The sequence below is a fragment of the Variovorax ginsengisoli genome (assembly GCF_030486595.1).
Classification (GTDB): Bacteria; Pseudomonadota; Gammaproteobacteria; order Burkholderiales; family Burkholderiaceae_C; genus Variovorax; species Variovorax ginsengisoli_B.
The window spans coordinates 17150-33237 of record NZ_JAUJZH010000003.1 but is presented as its reverse complement, the minus strand read 5'-3'; the positions used below and the strand labels follow the sequence as shown (position 1 = coordinate 33237).

The 16088-nt window shown below is 68.9% G+C and carries 12 protein-coding genes; 10 read left to right on the top strand and 2 right to left on the bottom strand.

Annotated elements, in window-relative coordinates:
• Entirely contained in the window at positions 1-1089 is a 1089-nt protein-coding gene (locus QZH52_RS04830; protein ID WP_436411538.1) for a sensor histidine kinase, read from the bottom strand.
• A gap of 49 nt (positions 1090-1138) precedes the next feature.
• Between QZH52_RS04830 and argH the strand changes: the two genes are divergently transcribed.
• The 5 genes from argH (at position 1139) to QZH52_RS04805 (ending at position 6786) form a co-directional block, all read left to right on the top strand.
• Positions 1139-2536 (top strand): argininosuccinate lyase, encoded by a 1398-nt coding sequence (argH, locus tag QZH52_RS04825; RefSeq protein WP_301804711.1) that lies wholly within the window; start codon positions 1139-1141, stop codon positions 2534-2536.
• A 174-nt stretch (positions 2537-2710) separates the two neighbouring features.
• Positions 2711-3553 (top strand): glycosyltransferase family 2 protein, encoded by an 843-nt coding sequence (locus tag QZH52_RS04820; RefSeq protein WP_301804709.1) that lies wholly within the window; start codon positions 2711-2713, stop codon positions 3551-3553.
• 22 nt (positions 3554-3575) lie between these two features.
• Positions 3576-4547, top strand: a complete 972-nt coding sequence (locus QZH52_RS04815) for a UDP-glucuronic acid decarboxylase family protein (RefSeq protein ID WP_301804706.1) — start codon at positions 3576-3578, stop codon at positions 4545-4547.
• 4 nt (positions 4548-4551) lie between these two features.
• Positions 4552-5925, top strand: a complete 1374-nt coding sequence (locus QZH52_RS04810) for a UDP-glucose dehydrogenase family protein (protein ID WP_301804703.1) — start codon at positions 4552-4554, stop codon at positions 5923-5925.
• 87 nt (positions 5926-6012) lie between these two features.
• On the top strand, positions 6013-6786 hold the full coding sequence (locus QZH52_RS04805; protein ID WP_436411537.1) for an SGNH/GDSL hydrolase family protein: 774 nt from the start codon (positions 6013-6015) through the stop codon (positions 6784-6786).
• On the opposite strand, the gene opgC is transcribed toward QZH52_RS04805, so the two are convergent.
• Positions 6763-7908, bottom strand: a complete 1146-nt coding sequence (opgC, locus tag QZH52_RS04800; RefSeq protein ID WP_301804697.1) for an OpgC domain-containing protein — start codon at positions 7906-7908, stop codon at positions 6763-6765. The two genes, QZH52_RS04805 and opgC, sit on opposite strands and share 24 nt — an antisense overlap.
• 126 nt (positions 7909-8034) lie before the next feature.
• On the opposite strand from opgC, the gene QZH52_RS04795 reads away from it, so the two are divergent.
• The 5 genes from QZH52_RS04795 (at position 8035) to QZH52_RS04775 (ending at position 16080) form a co-directional block, all read left to right on the top strand.
• On the top strand, positions 8035-14007 hold the full coding sequence (locus QZH52_RS04795; RefSeq protein ID WP_436411536.1) for an alpha-2-macroglobulin family protein: 5973 nt from the start codon (positions 8035-8037) through the stop codon (positions 14005-14007).
• Between the two features lie 75 nt (positions 14008-14082).
• Positions 14083-14358 (top strand): DUF2277 domain-containing protein, encoded by a 276-nt coding sequence (locus tag QZH52_RS04790; protein ID WP_286536921.1) that lies wholly within the window; start codon positions 14083-14085, stop codon positions 14356-14358.
• Between the two features lie 15 nt (positions 14359-14373).
• Positions 14374-14778 carry a PaaI family thioesterase gene (locus QZH52_RS04785; RefSeq protein ID WP_301804689.1) on the top strand — a complete coding sequence of 135 codons (405 nt, stop codon included), beginning with the start codon at positions 14374-14376 and terminating at the stop codon, positions 14776-14778.
• Positions 14779-14791: 13 nt separating this feature from the next.
• Complete coding sequence (locus tag QZH52_RS04780; protein ID WP_301804686.1) at positions 14792-15388, top strand: class I SAM-dependent methyltransferase; 597 nt, start codon at positions 14792-14794, stop codon at positions 15386-15388.
• A gap of 65 nt (positions 15389-15453) precedes the next feature.
• Positions 15454-16080, top strand: coding sequence for a LysE family translocator (locus QZH52_RS04775; RefSeq protein WP_301804684.1), 627 nt, complete (start codon positions 15454-15456; stop codon positions 16078-16080).
• Positions 16081-16088 lie beyond the last annotated feature (8 nt).

Genomic DNA, 16088 nt, shown 5'->3' with positions numbered 1-16088 from the left:
TCATGGTTCAGCAGGAATGGCGATGCGGACGCGATAGCTCTTGTCGTCCATGCCGGCGCTGAACTGCGCCTGCATGTCGTGCAGCAGGCGCAGCCGATCGCGCACGTTGTCCAGCGCGATGCCGTGGCCGCGGGGCAGCGGCGCATCGGCCCAGCGCAGCGGCGGCAGGCTGTTGATGACCTCGATCAGCACCATCGCACCGCGGCGCTGGGTGCGGATGCGCAGCCGGGCGCCTTCGGGGCTCGGCTCGACGCCGTGCTTGACCGCGTTTTCGACCAGGGGCTGCAGCAGCAGGGGCGGCAGGCGGGCCCCATGGGCGTCCGGATCGATGTCCCAGCGCACGCGCAGGCGGTCGCCGAAGCGCACCTGCTCGATCGCCAGGTAGCGTTCGGCCAGCGCGATCTCGTCGGCCAGGGTGACCGACTCGCCCGGGTCGGCCAAGGCCTGGCGGAACAACTCGCTCAGGTCTTCGAGCATGGCCTCGGCCTTGGCCGGTTCCTGCCGGACCAGGGCGATCGCGCTGTTCAAGGTGTTGAAAAGAAAGTGCGGGCGGATCCGCGACTGCAGTTCCGCCAGCCGCGCCGTGGTGGCCGCCGGCGTCTGGCCGCGGGCGCGAAGCGCCAGCGCCGCCATCATCAGCCCGGCCAGCAAGGCGCCGGCCAGCGCGCTGGCCAGCCATGGCGCGCTGCCGACCACGCCCGTCAGCCGCAGCAGGCCGCAGCCATACAGGGCGGCCAGCGCGCCGAGCAAGGCACCGGTCGCATACTGCCCCGGAACCGGCAGCCGGGCCAGCAGGCGCTTCAAGGCGCAGGTGGCGAGCAGCCAGGTCAGCGTGGCCGGCAAGGCGCCGCCGGTGACCGTCGCGGCCAGCAGCAGCCATTCGGACAAGGTCGAGACCGCGAACAGCGTGGTGACCGCCACCACCACCTCGACGAACAGCACCATGCGCAGTACAACCCCGGTCTGGCAGGCGTCGAACAGGGCCCTCGCGGGACGCACGGGCCCCTTCGCCCTGGCGGTCGAAGGCGTGGCGGGGGGCGTCGCCGACGACGCCGAAGGGGTGGCCGATAAAATCGACGGGTTGCGCATCGCAGAAACAATGGGTGACAAACCCATTATTGCCTCCCGAACGGTTCCCATGACTCAAAACCAACTCGACAAGAAATCCGAAGCCTGGTCCGCCCTGTTCTCCGAACCCATGAGCGACCTGGTCAAACGCTACACCGCCAGCGTGTTCTTCGACAAGCGGCTGTGGCAGGCGGACATCGAGGGTTCTCTGGCGCATGCCGGCATGCTGGCAGCCCAGGGAATCATCGGCGTGCAGGACCTCGCCGCTATTCAAGGCGGGATGAAGCAGATTCGCGACGAAATCGAATCCGGCGCCTTCGACTGGAAGCTCGACCTGGAAGACGTGCACCTCAACATCGAGGCCCGCCTGACCCAGCTGGTCGGCGATGCCGGCAAGCGGCTGCACACCGGCCGCAGCCGCAACGACCAGGTCGCCACCGACGTGCGGCTCTGGCTGCGCGGCGAGATCGACCTGATCGGCGGCCTGCTGGTCGACCTGCAGAAATCGCTGCTGGCACTGGCCGCGAAGAACGTCGAGGTCATCCTGCCTGGCTTCACCCATCTGCAGGTAGCCCAGCCGGTGAGCTTCGGCCACCACATGCTGGCCTATGTCGAGATGTTCGCGCGCGACGCCGAGCGCATGGTCGACGTGCGTCGCCGCGTGAACCGGCTGCCGCTGGGCGCCGCCGCGCTGGCCGGCACCAGCTACCCGCTGGACCGCGAGGCGGTGGCCCGGGCGCTGGGCATGGACGGGGTCTGCCAGAACAGCCTGGACGCGGTGAGCGACCGCGACTTCGCGATCGAATTCACGGCCGCCGCTTCGCTCGCCATGGTCCACATCAGCCGGCTGAGCGAGGAACTGGTGCTGTGGATGAGCCAGTCTTTCGGCTTCATCGACATCGCCGACCGCTTCTGCACCGGCAGTTCGATCATGCCGCAGAAGAAAAACCCGGACGTGCCCGAGCTGGCGCGCGGCAAGACCGGCCGCGTGGTCGGCCACCTGATGGCGCTGATCACGCTCATGAAGGGCCAGCCGCTGGCCTACAACAAGGACAACCAGGAAGACAAGGAGCCGCTGTTCGACACCGTCGACACGCTCAAGGACACGCTGCGGATCTTCGCCGAGATGGTCGGCGGCATCACGGTCAAGCCCGAGGCGATGGAGAAGGCCGCGCTGCGCGGCTACGCCACCGCGACCGACCTGGCCGACTACCTGGTCAAGAAGGGCCTGCCCTTCCGCGACGCCCACGAAACCGTGGCGCACGCGGTCAAGGCGGCGATCTCGCACCAAGTCGATCTGTCGGAGCTGCCGTTGGCCGTGCTGCAGAGCTTCAACCCGACGATCGAGAAAGATGTCTACGACGTACTGAGCCTGCGCGGCTCGCTGAACGCCCGCAACATCCTCGGCGGCACGGCGCCGGCGCAGGTGCGCCAGCAGATCGCCCGGCACCAGGCCCGGCTGGCCTGACACGCACCGTGGGCGCAAACCGTGAAGTCCTGCGGCAATAGACCGATGGACGGAGGGGGTCGACCGTCAGTTATGTTCCTAAATGTAAGAATGTAGTGCTAAAGTTTGGCATGCTTCGCGCTTACGAATTCGGGTGAACCCTGCCTTCGAAGCTGCTTCCAAGCGCCGAACCCCATGGAAAAACACCGCTGCATCATCGTCATCCTGACCTTCAATTCCGCGTCGATCATTCGCGAGACCGTGGCGCAGGCCCAGAAAGCCAGCCCGCACATCGTCGTGGTCGACTCGCATTCGTCGGACGGAACCCCCGCGATCCTCGAGGCGCTGGGCTGCACGGTCATGCAGCGCCCGTTCTCCAACTACAGCGACCAGCGCAACTGGGCCATCGCCCAGGTCGAGGGCAGCTGCGATTGGCAGCTTCACCTCGACGCCGACGAGGTGCTGGACGACCGCGCGGTGGCTGAAATCAGTGCCGTGCTGGCGGGCCAGCCCGCCTTCGATGCCTACATGCTGCGTCGCCGCGACTATTTCATGGGCAGGATGCTGCGCTTCAGCGGCGTCAATCCGTGGCACCTTCGGCTCTTCCGTTCGGGCCTGGGCCGCTGCGAATCGCGGCTCTACGACCAGCACTTCATCAGCAGCGCGAAGCCGGGCCGCCTCGACGGCTTCATGCACGACAAGAACTCGGCCCGCCTGGCCGACTGGATCGCCAGCCACAACCGCTGGAGCGATGCCGAGGCCAGGGAAAAGCTCGGCCCCCGCGTCGCCGGCGACAATGTGCTCCAGCCGCGCCTGATGGGCGACGCCCGCGAACGCACCCGCTTCATCAAGGAGCTGTATTACAAGCTGCCGACCGGCATCCGCTCGCTCGGCTATTTCGTCTACCGCTACGTTTTCCGGCTCGGCTTCCTGGACGGCACCACAGGCTTCTACTTCGCCTTTTTCCAGGCGTTGTGGTTTCGCATGCTGGTCGACGCGAAGATGTACGAGCAACGCCATCAGCACCCAACGAACTGACCTCCCAGGGAGTGACTCTCGCATGCGCAAATACAACGCCTCCAAACGAATGCTGGTCACCGGCGGCGCCGGCTTTCTCGGCAGCCACCTGTGCGACCGCCTCATCGAGCAGGGCCACGACGTGCTGTGCGTCGACAACTTCTTCACCGGCACCAAGCGCAACGTCGAGCACCTGCTCGACCATCCGCGCTTCGAGCTGATGCGGCACGACGTCACCTTTCCGCTGTATGTGGAAGTCGACGAGATCTTCAATCTCGCCTGCCCGGCCTCGCCGATCCACTACCAGCACGATCCGGTGCAGACCACCAAGACCAGCGTGCACGGCGCCATCAACATGCTGGGTCTGGCGAAGCGCGTGCGGGCCAAGATCCTGCAGGCCTCGACCAGCGAGGTCTATGGCGACCCGGAAATCCATCCGCAGGTCGAGTCCTACTGGGGTCGCGTGAATCCGATCGGCCTGCGCAGCTGCTACGACGAAGGCAAGCGCTGCGCCGAGACGCTGTTCTTCGACTACCACCGCCAGCATCAGCTGCGCGTCAAGGTGGTGCGCATCTTCAACACCTACGGGCCGCGGATGCACCTGAACGACGGCCGCGTGGTGTCGAACTTCATCGTCCAGGCGCTGAAGGGCGAGGACATCACGATCTACGGCGACGGCCAGCAGACGCGCAGTTTCTGCTATGTCGACGACCTGCTCGAAGCGATGCTGCGCATGATGGCCACCGGCGACGAGATGCCGGGCCCGGTCAACATCGGCAACCCGGGCGAGTTCTCGATGCTCGAGCTGGCAAACAAGGTGATCGAGCTCACCGGCTCCAAGAGCAAGCTGATCAGGCAGCCCCTGCCCGCCGACGATCCCAAGCAGCGCCGGCCCGACATCTCGCTGGCGCAGCAGGCGTTGGGCGGCTGGGAACCGCGCACGCAGCTCGAAGAAGGCCTGAAAAAGACAATCGCCTACTTCGACCAGATTCTCTCGGAGCCCAAGTCGGCTTGAACGCATGAACATCACGATCATCGGCACGGGCTATGTCGGCCTGGTCACCGGCGCCTGCCTGGCGGACATCGGCAACAACGTCTTCTGCCTCGACGTCGACGCCGGCAAAATCGCCACCCTCAACGCCGGCGGCATCCCGATCTACGAACCCGGCCTCGAGGCCGTCGTGGAATCGAACGTCGCGGCCAGACGGCTGTCCTTCTCGACCGACATCGAGGCCTCGGTGGCCTTCGGCGACATCCAGTTCATCGGGGTCGGCACGCCGCCCGACGAGGACGGCAGCGCCGACCTCCAGTACGTGCTGGCCGCGGCGCGCAACATCGGCCGCTACATGAACGGCTTCAAGGTCGTGGTCGACAAGTCGACGGTGCCGGTGGGCACGGCCGACAAGGTCACGGCCGTGATCCAGGAGGAACTCGACCGGCGCGGCCGTTCCGACCTCCGGTTCTCGGTCGTCAGCAATCCCGAGTTCCTCAAGGAAGGCGCGGCGGTCGAGGACTTCATGCGGCCCGACCGGATCGTGATCGGCTACAGCGACGACGACAACGGCCGCGAGGCGCTGGCCTGGATGCGCCGGCTCTATGCGCCCTTCAACCGCAACCACGAGCGCACCCGCGTGATGGACGTGCGCTCGGCCGAGTTCACCAAGTACGCGGCCAACGCGATGCTGGCCACCCGCATCAGCTTCATGAACGAGCTGGCGAACCTGGCCGACCAGGTCGGCGCCGACATCGAGGCGGTGCGCCAGGGCATCGGCTCCGACCCGCGCATCGGCTACAGCTTCCTGTACGCCGGCACCGGCTACGGCGGCAGCTGCTTTCCGAAGGACATCCAGGCGCTGACCCGGACCGCCCGCGACAACGGAAAGGCGCTGCGGGTGCTCGAAGCGGTCGAGGCGGTCAACGACGACCAGAAGAGCGTGCTGACCAACAAGGTGCTGGCGCGCTTCGGCACCGACCTCGCCGGGCGCACCTTCGCACTTTGGGGACTGGCCTTCAAGCCGAACACCGACGACATGCGCGAGGCGCCGAGCCGGGTCGTGCTCGACGTGCTGCTGCGCGCCGGGGCCCGGGTGGTGGCGCACGATCCGATCGCGATCGAGGAGACCCGGCGCGTGCTGAAGCTGGACTTCGCCGATGCGCCGGCGCTGCTCGACAACGTCCGCTTCGTTTCCGCCAAGGACCCGATGGAGGCCCTGGCCGGCGCCGATGCGCTGATCATCGTCACCGAATGGAAAGCCTACCGCAGCCCCAACCTCGAACGGCTCAAGGCGCTCATGAAGACGCCGGTCGTGTTCGACGGCCGCAACCTCTACGAGCCGGGCACCATGAAAGAGGCCGGCATCGTGTACCAGGGCATCGGCCGCAACAGCCAGTGAGCGGGACGCCCTGACGAGTCGTTACCATTTGCGCCCGCGTCGGCAGGAAGCTGCCAACGGTTTCCGGTCGAAGAACGTTGCTCCCTGATGGTGTCGATGAAAGCTGCTGCCCGCCTTGCCCTTGTCTCCCTCGCGTTCGCGGGCATGGTGGCGGCACAGGCCGAGCCGCTGCCCGGCAGCGCGGCGCCGGGGCCTGCAGCCACCCCCTCGCCCGCCTACAGCGCCGCGCGCGCCCGCTGGCAGGGCGACCTCGCCGCCTTTGCCGCGGCCGACCGCGAACAGCTGCCCGAGCCGGGCGGCGTGGTCTTCGTCGGCAGTTCCACGATCCGCATGTGGTCGCGGCTGGCGCAGGACTTCAACCAGCAGCCGGTGGTCGTCAACCGGGGCTTCGGCGGCTCGACCATGGCCGACTGCAGCCTGTTCGCATCCGAGCTCGTGGTGCGCTACAGGCCGCGGCTGGTCCTGGTCTATGCCGGCGACAACGACCTGGCCGAGGGCCGCACGCCGCTGCAGGTGCTCGAAAGCTTTGCCCAGTTCGCGAGCACCGTGCGCGCCGCCCTGCCCGACACCCGCATCGCCTACATCTCGGTCAAGCCCAGCCCCTCGCGCGAAAAGCTGCTGCCCGGCATCCGCGAAACCAACAACGTGATCGGCGCCTACCTGAAGCGGCTCCCCAACAGCGACTACATCGACGTCTTCACGCCGATGCTGGCCGCCGACGGCCGGCCCCGGGCGGAACTGTTCCGCGGCGACCGGCTGCACCTCAACGACGAGGGCTACCGGCTCTGGCAGTCGGTGATCGCCTCGCACCTGCAGGAAACGACGCCGACCGGGACCTCAGTCGCCCAGGGCGCGCGATAGCGGCAGGGCCGGCGGCTTCTGCCGCCCGTCCCACCAGAGCGTGGCGCGGGCGACGCCATAGAGCCAGCCGAACACCGCCGCCAGCAGGAGCACGTCGCCCCACCAGGGCCGCGCCGTCTGGCTGTCGCCATAGACCGCCAGCACCAGCAGCACAGCAACCAGGTGGGCGCAAAAGACCGGCAGCGACGCGCTGCCCAGGTCTTCGAGCCACTGCAGGCGGGGAATGCGCCGCATGAAGGCGGGCCCGAAGCGGACCGCCACGATGCCCAGCACCGCCAGGTTGACCAGCCGCAGCGGACCGAGCTGCCACTTGTCGAACAGCAGGTTCAGCTCGACATCGCCGCCGAAGGGCGCCTGGCCGTTGATGCCGTGGTGCCGCCACCAGAATCCGTAGAGCGCAGCCGCGCCGGCGAGCGACACCAGCCAGTGCGGAAAGCGCAGCGGCTGCGCGCCGGGCGCATTGCGGCCGGCCCCGATCCAGAGGCCGGCGAACCAGAGGAACTGCCAGGCGAAGGCGTTGAAGGCGCCCATCTCGTGAAAAGGCACGGCGAGGCCGGTGTGGCGCACGGTCAGGCCGTAGAGCCATTCGCTGAGCCCGAACTGCGCCAGCGCCCACAGGCTGGCGCTGGCCACCATCACGCCGGTCCAGCCATGGCGCAGCGCGAAGGCCAGCACCCAGGGGCTCAGCAGCATGAAGAAGATGTACATCGGAAGAATGTCGAGCAGCGCCGGCTCGTAGATCAGCAGCAGCGAATACAGGAAACCCTCGCGCGGATTGGCCAGATAGAACGACAAGAGATTCTTGACCGCCGGCTGATCGATGCGCAGCCCCACGGCGGAAATGACCGTGAACAGGAACAGGAGCGTCGCGGCCTGGCTCAGGTAGACCTTGAGCGCGCGCCGCCAGAAGGCCCGGCGCATCGAGTCGACGCCCTGAGTCCGCGCGATGCGGCTGTAGACCAGTCCGGAGACGAACGCCGACAGCAGCACGAAGCCCTCGGCCGCCGACACGAAGCCGAAGGGCTGTCCGAGCGGGTCGGTCAGCCGGGTCGGCAGGTGGGTGACGGTCATCAGCACGAGCATGAGCCCGCGCAATGCATCGATTTCCCAGTAGCGTTTCATCGGTCGGCGTGATCTGTGAGCGGTACGCGCGAGACCCGCACGACGAGCCCCGAATTGTAAGGAACGGGCCCCTGGCCGGGCGCCGCCCCGAGGCAAATGGGCTACGCTCGACGCGCTACGGACCGGATGGAGAAAGAAAACTTGAGCCGAACGACACCCGCCTTCCTGCTGGCTGCCAGCGCCTTCGTGGCCGCGGGTGCGGCCCACGCGCTGCAGATCACCAGCCTGACGCCGCAGGGGGAAGTCTCCAGGGTGCGCCAGGTGGTCGCCAAATTCGACCAGCCCGCGGTGCGTTTCGGCGACCCCAAGGCGCCGGCCCCGCTGGTCGTCGCCTGCGCCGACGCCGAGGCCGGCAAGGGCAGCGGCCGCTGGACCGGCGACCGGCAGTGGGTCTTCGACTTCGAGAACGACCTGCCGCCGGGCGTGCGCTGCACGGTCACGCGGGTCGCCGGTTTCCAGTCGGCCACCGGTGCCGCGCTGACCGGCCCCGAGAGCTGGCGCTTCAACAGCGGCGGCCCCTTCATCCGCAACTGGCAGCCCAGCTACGGCAAGATCGACGAGCAGCAGATCTTCATGCTCGAGCTCAACGGCCCCGCCACCCCCGAGAGCGTGCAGGAGAACGTCTGGTGCACCGCCAGCGGCATCGGCGAGCGCATCCCGGTCCGGCAGATCGATGGCGGGCAGCGCGCCGCCCTGCTCAAGGCGCTCGGGCGCGACCAGGACGCCGACAAGGCGCCGCAGCGCTTCCTGACCTTGCAGTGCAACCGCACGCTGCCGCCGGCCAGCCGGGTGCAGCTGTTCTACGGCAAGGGCGTCGCCACGCCCTCGGGCGTGGTCAACAACGTCGAGCGCCGCCTCAGCTTCGATGTGCGCGAACCCTTCGCGGTCTCGTTCAGCTGCGAGCGCGAGAACGCGCAGTCGGCCTGCCTGCCGCTCAAGCCGATGGTGCTGCGCTTCAATGCCCCCGTGGCGCGCAAGCTGGCCGCGGCCATCACGCTCGACGGCGCCGGCAAGACCTTCAAGCCGCAGTTCGACGACAACGCTGCCCGGGACGACGATGGCGTGGTCGAGTCGCTGAGCTTCGCCGGCCCCTTCGCCGAGCAGACGCCGTTCACGATCACCCTGCCGCCGAAGTTCGAGGATGCGTCGGGCCGTCCGCTGGCCTCGCCCGACAGCTTCCCGCTCAAGGTCGCGACCGGGCTGATGCCGCCGCTGGCCAAGTTCGCGGCCTCGCCCTTCGGCGTGGTCGAGCGGCTGGCCGAGCCCGGCGGCGTGGCGCTGATGCCAGTCACGGTGCGCCGGGTCGAGCCGGCGCTGCAGGTGCAGGCCCTGACCCTGGGCGCAGCGCCGGGCCAGGTCAGCGACCTGAATCCGAAGAGCGACGCCGACATCATTGCCTGGTTCCGCAAGGTGCGCCGCTACGACAACTACAACGTGTCGCGCAAGCTGGCCGCGCGCGACGTCAAGGGCGCGTTGCCGAAGGTGATCGACAAGGACGAGCGCGACAGCATCCAGACCCGCATGGTGTCGCTGCTCGGCGGCCAGGCCGGCGTGCGCACCTTGGACATGCCGAAGGCCGACAGCGGCGACCCGCGGCCTTTCGAAGTGGTCGGCATCCCGTTGACGCCCGGCTTCCATGTGCTCGAGATCGCCTCGCAGAAGCTCGGCGACGCGCTGCTTGACGAGCGCTACGGCAGCGGCCGCACGATGTTCGTGCGCACCTCCGCGCTCGCCACCAACCTGGCGGTGCATTTCAAGCTCGGCCGCGAGAACGCGGTGGCCTGGGTCACGACCCTGGACAAGGGCAGCGTGGTCACCAACGCCGCGGTGCGGGTGTCGACCTGCGACGGCCGCGAAGTGGCCCGGGGCAGCACCGACGCCCGGGGACTGGTGACCCTGACCGGCATTTCGCCCGACGCGCCCTCCTGCGCCAGCGACGACGACTACGAGGCCGGCGCCTACTTCGTCAGCGCCCGCGCCAAGGATGCGCAAGGCGTCGAGGACCTGGCCTTCACCTGGAGCGACTGGCAGCGCGGCATCGAGCCCTGGCGCTTCAACGTGCCGACCAGCCTCCAGGCGCAGCCCGACCGGATCGCCCACACCGTGTTCGACCGCACGCTGCTGCGCGCCGGCGAGACGGTCTCGATGAAGCACCTGATCCGCACGCAGACCCAGAAGGGCTTCGGCCTGCCCGAGACGCTGCCCGACACGCTGGTCGTCACGCATGCCGGCAGCGGACAGCAGTTCACGCAGCCGCTCAAGTGGCGCAAGACCGCCACCGGCGGGCTCAGCAGCGAAAGCAGCTTCGCGGTCCCGCCGGCGGCCAAGCTCGGGATCTACCAGGTCGAGCTCCGAAGCGGCAAGGAAGGCAGCGCCAGCGCCGAGGAAGGCGGTCCGGGCAGCTACGCCAGCGGGCAGTTCCGGGTCGAGGAGTTCCGCCTGCCGGTGCTCGAGGGCCGGATCGGGCCGAGCGACAGCAAGCCGCTGGTGGCCATCGGCGCGCTGCCGGTCGACCTGCAGATCAACTACGTGGCCGGCGGCGGCGCGGCGGCGCTGCCGGTGCGCGTGTCGGCGCTGGTGCGCGGCAAGCAGCCCTCCTTCCCCGACTTCGACGCCTTCAGCTTCGCCCCTCCCAGCAAGGACGGCGACGAAGCCACCGCGCCTGGGGACGATCCGCGCGTGATCGCCGACAAGCTCCCCCTGACGCTGAACCGCGAAGGCGCCGGCAAGCTCACGATCGACAAGATCCCGGTCGCCAGGGCCAGCCCGCGCGAACTTCTGCTCGAAGCCAGCTACGCCGACCCCAACGGCGAGGTTCAGACCTTGCGCAGCACCCACACGCTGTGGCCGGCCGCGGTCGTCGCCGGCATCAAGACCGAAGGCTGGGTGTCGGCCAGCCAGAAGCTCAGGTTCCAGGCCCTGGCGCTCGACCTGGCGGGCAAGCCGCAGGAAGGCGTGACGCTCAACGTGCGCGCCATCGCCCGCATCACGACCACCAGCCGCAAGCGCATGGTGGGCGGCTTCTACACCTACGACAACAAGACCGAGGTCAAGGAGATCGGCACCATCTGCAGCGGCAAGAGCGATGCCCGCGGCCTGCTGCTGTGCGAGGTCGAGCTCAAGGAGCCGGGACAGGTCGAACTGATCGCGAGCGCCACCGACAAGGACGGCCGCGACAGCCGCGCCGCGAGCTCGGTCTACGTCACGCGGCAGGGCGAGCTCTGGTTCGGCGGCGAAGACCACGACCGCATCGACGTGCTGCCCGAGAAGAAGAGCTACCAGCCCGGCGAGGTCGCCAGGTTCCAGGTCCGCAGCCCGTTCCGCTTCGCCACCGCGCTGGTCTCGGTCGAGCGCGAAGGCGTGATCGAGACCCACGTGGTGCAGCTCAATGGCCAGGACCCGACCGTGACCCTGCAGGTCAAGCCCGAGTGGGGGCCCAACGTCTACGTCAGCGTGCTGGCGCTGCGCGGACGGCTGCGCGAAGTGCCTTGGTACAGCTTCTTCACCTGGGGCTTCCGCGCACCGCGCGAGTGGTGGACCGCCTTCTGGTACGAGGGCAAGGAGTACGTGGCGCCGACCGCCCTGGTCGATCTCAGCAAGCCGGCCTACCGGCTCGGGCTGGGCGAGATCCGGGTCGGCACGCAGGCGCATCGCATCGACGTCAAGGTCGCGAGCGACAAGCCGGCCTACCCGGTGCGCGGCCAGGCGCAGGTCACGATCAGCGGCCGGCTGCCCGACGGCAAGCCCGCGGCCGGCGCCGAGGTGGCGGTGGCGGCGGTCGACGAGGCGCTGCTCGAACTGCTGCCCAACGAAAGCTGGAACCTGCTCGAGGCCATGCTGCAGCGGCGCAGCTGGGGCGTCGGCACCTCGACCGCGCAGATGGAGATCGTCGGCCGCCGGCACTACGGCCGCAAGGCCGTGCCCGCGGGCGGCGGCGGCGGCAAGAGCCCGACGCGCGAGCTGCTCGACACCCTGCTGCTGTGGAAGCCGGCCGTGGTGCTCGATGCCAACGGCCAGGCGACCTTGACGGTGCCGCTCAACGATGCGCTGACGACCTTCCGGATCGTCGCGGTGGCCGACGCCGGTACCGGTCTCTTCGGCACCGGCCAGGCCTCGATCCGCGCCGCCCAGGACCTGCAGATCATCAGCGGCCTGCCGCCGCTGGTGCGCGAGGACGACCAGTTCCGGGCCCAGGTCACCTTGCGCAACACCACGGCCAACGCGATGAAGGTCGAGGCCACGCCGCGGGCCACCCTGCTCACGCTGGCGCCGCAGACGGTCGAGATCCCGGCCGGCGAAGCGCGCGAGCTGGCCTGGACCGTGACAGCGCCAGCCCAGCTGGCACAGACGCGGGCCGAATCGATCCTGTGGGAAATCGAAGCCCGCGACACGCTCGGCGGGGCGCGCGATGCGCTCAAGGTCCGCCAGCGCATCCTGCCGGCGGTGCCGCTGACGGTGCAGCAGGCGACCCTGGTGCAGCTCGACGGTCCGTTCACGCTCGACGTCGGCCCGCCAGCCGACGCCCTGCCCGGTCGCGGCGGCCTGCGCATGTCGCTGCAGCCGCGCCTGGCCGAAGGCCTGACCGGCGTGCGCGACTGGTTCGCGGCCTACCCCTATGCCTGCCTGGAGCAGAAGGCCAGCAAGTCGATCGGCCTGCGCGACGGCAAGGCCTGGCAGGCGGTGGTGGCGCAGCTGCCGACCTACCTCGACGGCGACGGCCTGGCCAACTACTTCCCGCCGCGCGATGGCGAGGCGAACCGCGGCAGCGACATCCTGACCGCCTACCTGCTGGCATCGACCCACGAGGCAGCGGCGCTCGACCCGGCCTTCGCCCTGCCCGAATCGGCGAGTGCACCGATGGTCCAGGGCCTGATCGCCTTCGTCGAAGGCCGCATCCAGCGCGAGTTCTGGAGCCCGCGCAAGGACCTCGACGTGCGCAAGCTGGCCGCCCTCGAGGCCTTGTCGCGCTACGGCAAGGCCCAGGGCCGCATGACCGGCAGCATCACCATCGCCCCCAACCAGTGGCCGACCAGCGCGCTGATCGACTGGCTGCAGATCCTGCGGCGGGTGCCGGACGTGCCGCAGCGCCAGCAGCGCCTGGACGAAGCGAACAACGTGCTCAAGGCGCGCCTGAGCTTCCAGGGCACGCGCCTCCTGTTCAGCACCGAGCAGGACGACAACTGGTGGTGGCTGATGGCCAACGGCGACGTCAACAGCGCGCGGCTGCTGCTGGCGGTGCAGGACGATCCGGCGTGGAAGGACGACATCGGCAAGCTGGCGAACGGCTTCATCGGCCGCCAGCAGAACGGCGCCTGGCGCACCACCACCGCCAACCTGTGGGGCGGCCTGGCGCTGGAGAAGTTCTCGAGGCGTTTCGAGAGCGCGCCGGTCACCGGCATCACCGCGGCCACCCTGGGCACGGCCAAGGCCCAGGTCGACTGGCGCAAGGTCGAGCCGGTCAAGGCCGGCGACCCCGGCGGCGCGCCGAACCAGGCGAGCGCCTTCGGCGCACCGGCGGCGCCCGGCATGCTGCGCAACAACACCATGTTCGTTCCATGGCCGGCCGCCGCCGCGCGCGACACGCTGCTGGTCACGCAGAGCGGCAGCGGCAAGCCCTGGCTCACGCTGCAATCGCTGGCCGCGGTGCCGCTGAAGGAAGCCTTCGCGGCCGGCTACGCGATCAAGAAGACCGTGACGCCGGTCGAGCAGGCCGTGGCGGGCGTCTTCACGCGGGGCGACGTGCTGCGCGTGAGCCTCGAGGTCAACGCCAGCGCCGACATGACCTGGGTCGCGATCACTGACCCGATCCCCGGCGGCGCCACCATCCTCGGCGGCGGCCTGGGCCGCGACTCGCAGATCGCCACCCAGGGCGAGAAGCGTTCGGGCGGCGGCTGGCCGGCCTTCGAGGAACGCAGCTTCGAGGCCTTCCGCAACTACTACGAATACCTGCCCAAGGGCGTCGTGAAGATGGAATACACGCTGCGCCTCAACAACGTCGGCGACTTCGCGCTGCCGCCGAGCCGGGTCGAGGCGTTGTATGCGCCCGAGATGTTCGGCGAGATGCCGAATGCGCGGGTCAATGTGGAGGCGGCGAAGTAGCAGGGTCGCGCGGGGTTGAGCTCGCGCTCGAACTTGCGCACACTGCGCGATCGAACCCTCTCGCATGGAGACACGATGTGTAGAAGTATCAAGACCTTGTTCAACTTCGAGCCGCCCGCCACCGAAGAAGAAATGCGCGCGGCATCGCTGCAGTTCGTGCGCAAGCTCAGCGGCTTCGCCCGCCCTTCCAAGGCCAACGAGGCGGCCTTCGATCGCGCGGTCGAAGACGTCACGGCCGCGGCCCGGGCGCTGATCGAATCGCTGGTGACCACCGCCGATCCGCGCGACCGCGAGATCGAGGCCGCGCGCGCCCGCGCACGGACCGCCGTTCGCTTCGGTGCCCAAGACTGAGAACCGGACGCACCGATGCCCACCGTCGAACAAATACAGCAGATCCTCGAACCGCTGTTCCCCGGGCTGATGGGGGTTCGCCTCGTCACGCTCGAACCCGAACGCGTCGTTGCGGAGCTGACCGTGCGGGCCGACCTCTGCACCGCCGGCGGCATCCTGCACGGCGGCGCCTACATGGCGTTCGCCGACACCCTGGGCGCCGTCGGCACGATCATCAACCTGCCGCTGGGCAAGCGCACCACGACCACCGACTCCAGCACCAAGTTCATCGGCGGGGCGCGCGTCGACACCACCGTGGTCGGCGAATCGGTGGCGCTGCACCGGGGACGGACCACGATGGTGTGGCAGACCACGATCCGCTCGGCCGAAGGCAAGCTGTGCGCGGTGGTCACGCAGACGCAGCTGGTCCTGGATGCATAGCCCGAAGGCGCCGATGACTGCGCCCTCCCCGACCGACCCCTGGCTCGAACGCTGGCTGCCGATGGTGGTCGCGCACGCCGACGGCACGGCGATTCTCGAACTCGGCTGCGGCAGCGGCCGCGACACCCTGACGCTGGCCGCCGCGGGCCTGCACGTGGTGGGCATCGACCTCAGCGCCGAAGCCATCGAAGAGGCTCGCGCCCGCGTGCCCGCGGCGGAGTTCCATTGCCGGGATATCCGCGAACCCTTTCCATTGACCGCCGGCACGGTCGGCGTGGTCGTCGCCAGCCTCTCGCTGCACTACTTCGACTGGCCCGAGACGATGGCGCTGGTCGAGCGCATCCGTCGGCAGCTGCGGCCCGGCGGCCTGTTGCTGTGCCGGCTCAACTCGACCCGCGACTTCCATCATGGCGCCCGCCGCGACCTCGAGGCGGGCGCCGACGACTTCTACCTGGTGGACGGCTTCCCCAAGCGCTTCTTCGACCGCGCCGCGATCGACCGGCTGTTCGCCTCGAGCTGGCGCGTGCTGAGCGTCGACGAGCAGGTCGTCGAGCGCTATCAGCAGCCGAAGGCCCTGTGGGAAGTCATTCTCGAACGCCAAGAACCATAGGCGTACTCGCGCCGCCTCCGGGTTGAAGGCACCATTCGACCGCTGACACAAAGGAAAACCTCGTCATGTCCCTCCAGCTCTGGCTCGCCTTCGTCGCCGCATCGGCGGTGCTGCTGATCATTCCCGGGCCCACCATCCTCACGGTCATCAGCTATTCGGTGGCCCACGGCAAGCGCGCCAACGTGCCGCTGGTGGCGGCCGTCGCGCTCGGCGATTCGACCGCGCTGGTCGTCTCGCTGCTGGGCCTCGGCGCCCTGCTCGCGACCTCGGCCTTCTGGTTCACCGCGATCAAGTGGGTCGGCGGCCTGTACCTGCTCTACCTCGGCATCAAGCTGCTGCGCGCCGGCATCTCGCCGGCCGTGCTGGCGGCGCCCGCCGCGCCAGGCTCGCGCTGGAAGCTGTTCGTCAACACCTACCTCGTGACCGCGCTCAATCCCAAGGGCATCGTCTTCTTCGTCGCCTTCCTGCCGCAGTTCATCGATCCGCGCGCCAGCGTGACGCACCAGCTGTGGGTGCTGGCCCTGACCTTCGTCTTCATGGCGGCGCTCAACGCCACGCTGTATGCGGTGTTCGCGGGCTCGGCGCGGCGCCTGCTGGCCTCGCCGCGGGCGCAGCGGCGCTTCAACCTCGCCGGCGGCTCGCTGCTGTCGGCCGCCGGCGTCTGGGCCCTGCTGGCCCGGCGCCCGGTGTGAGGCGCCAC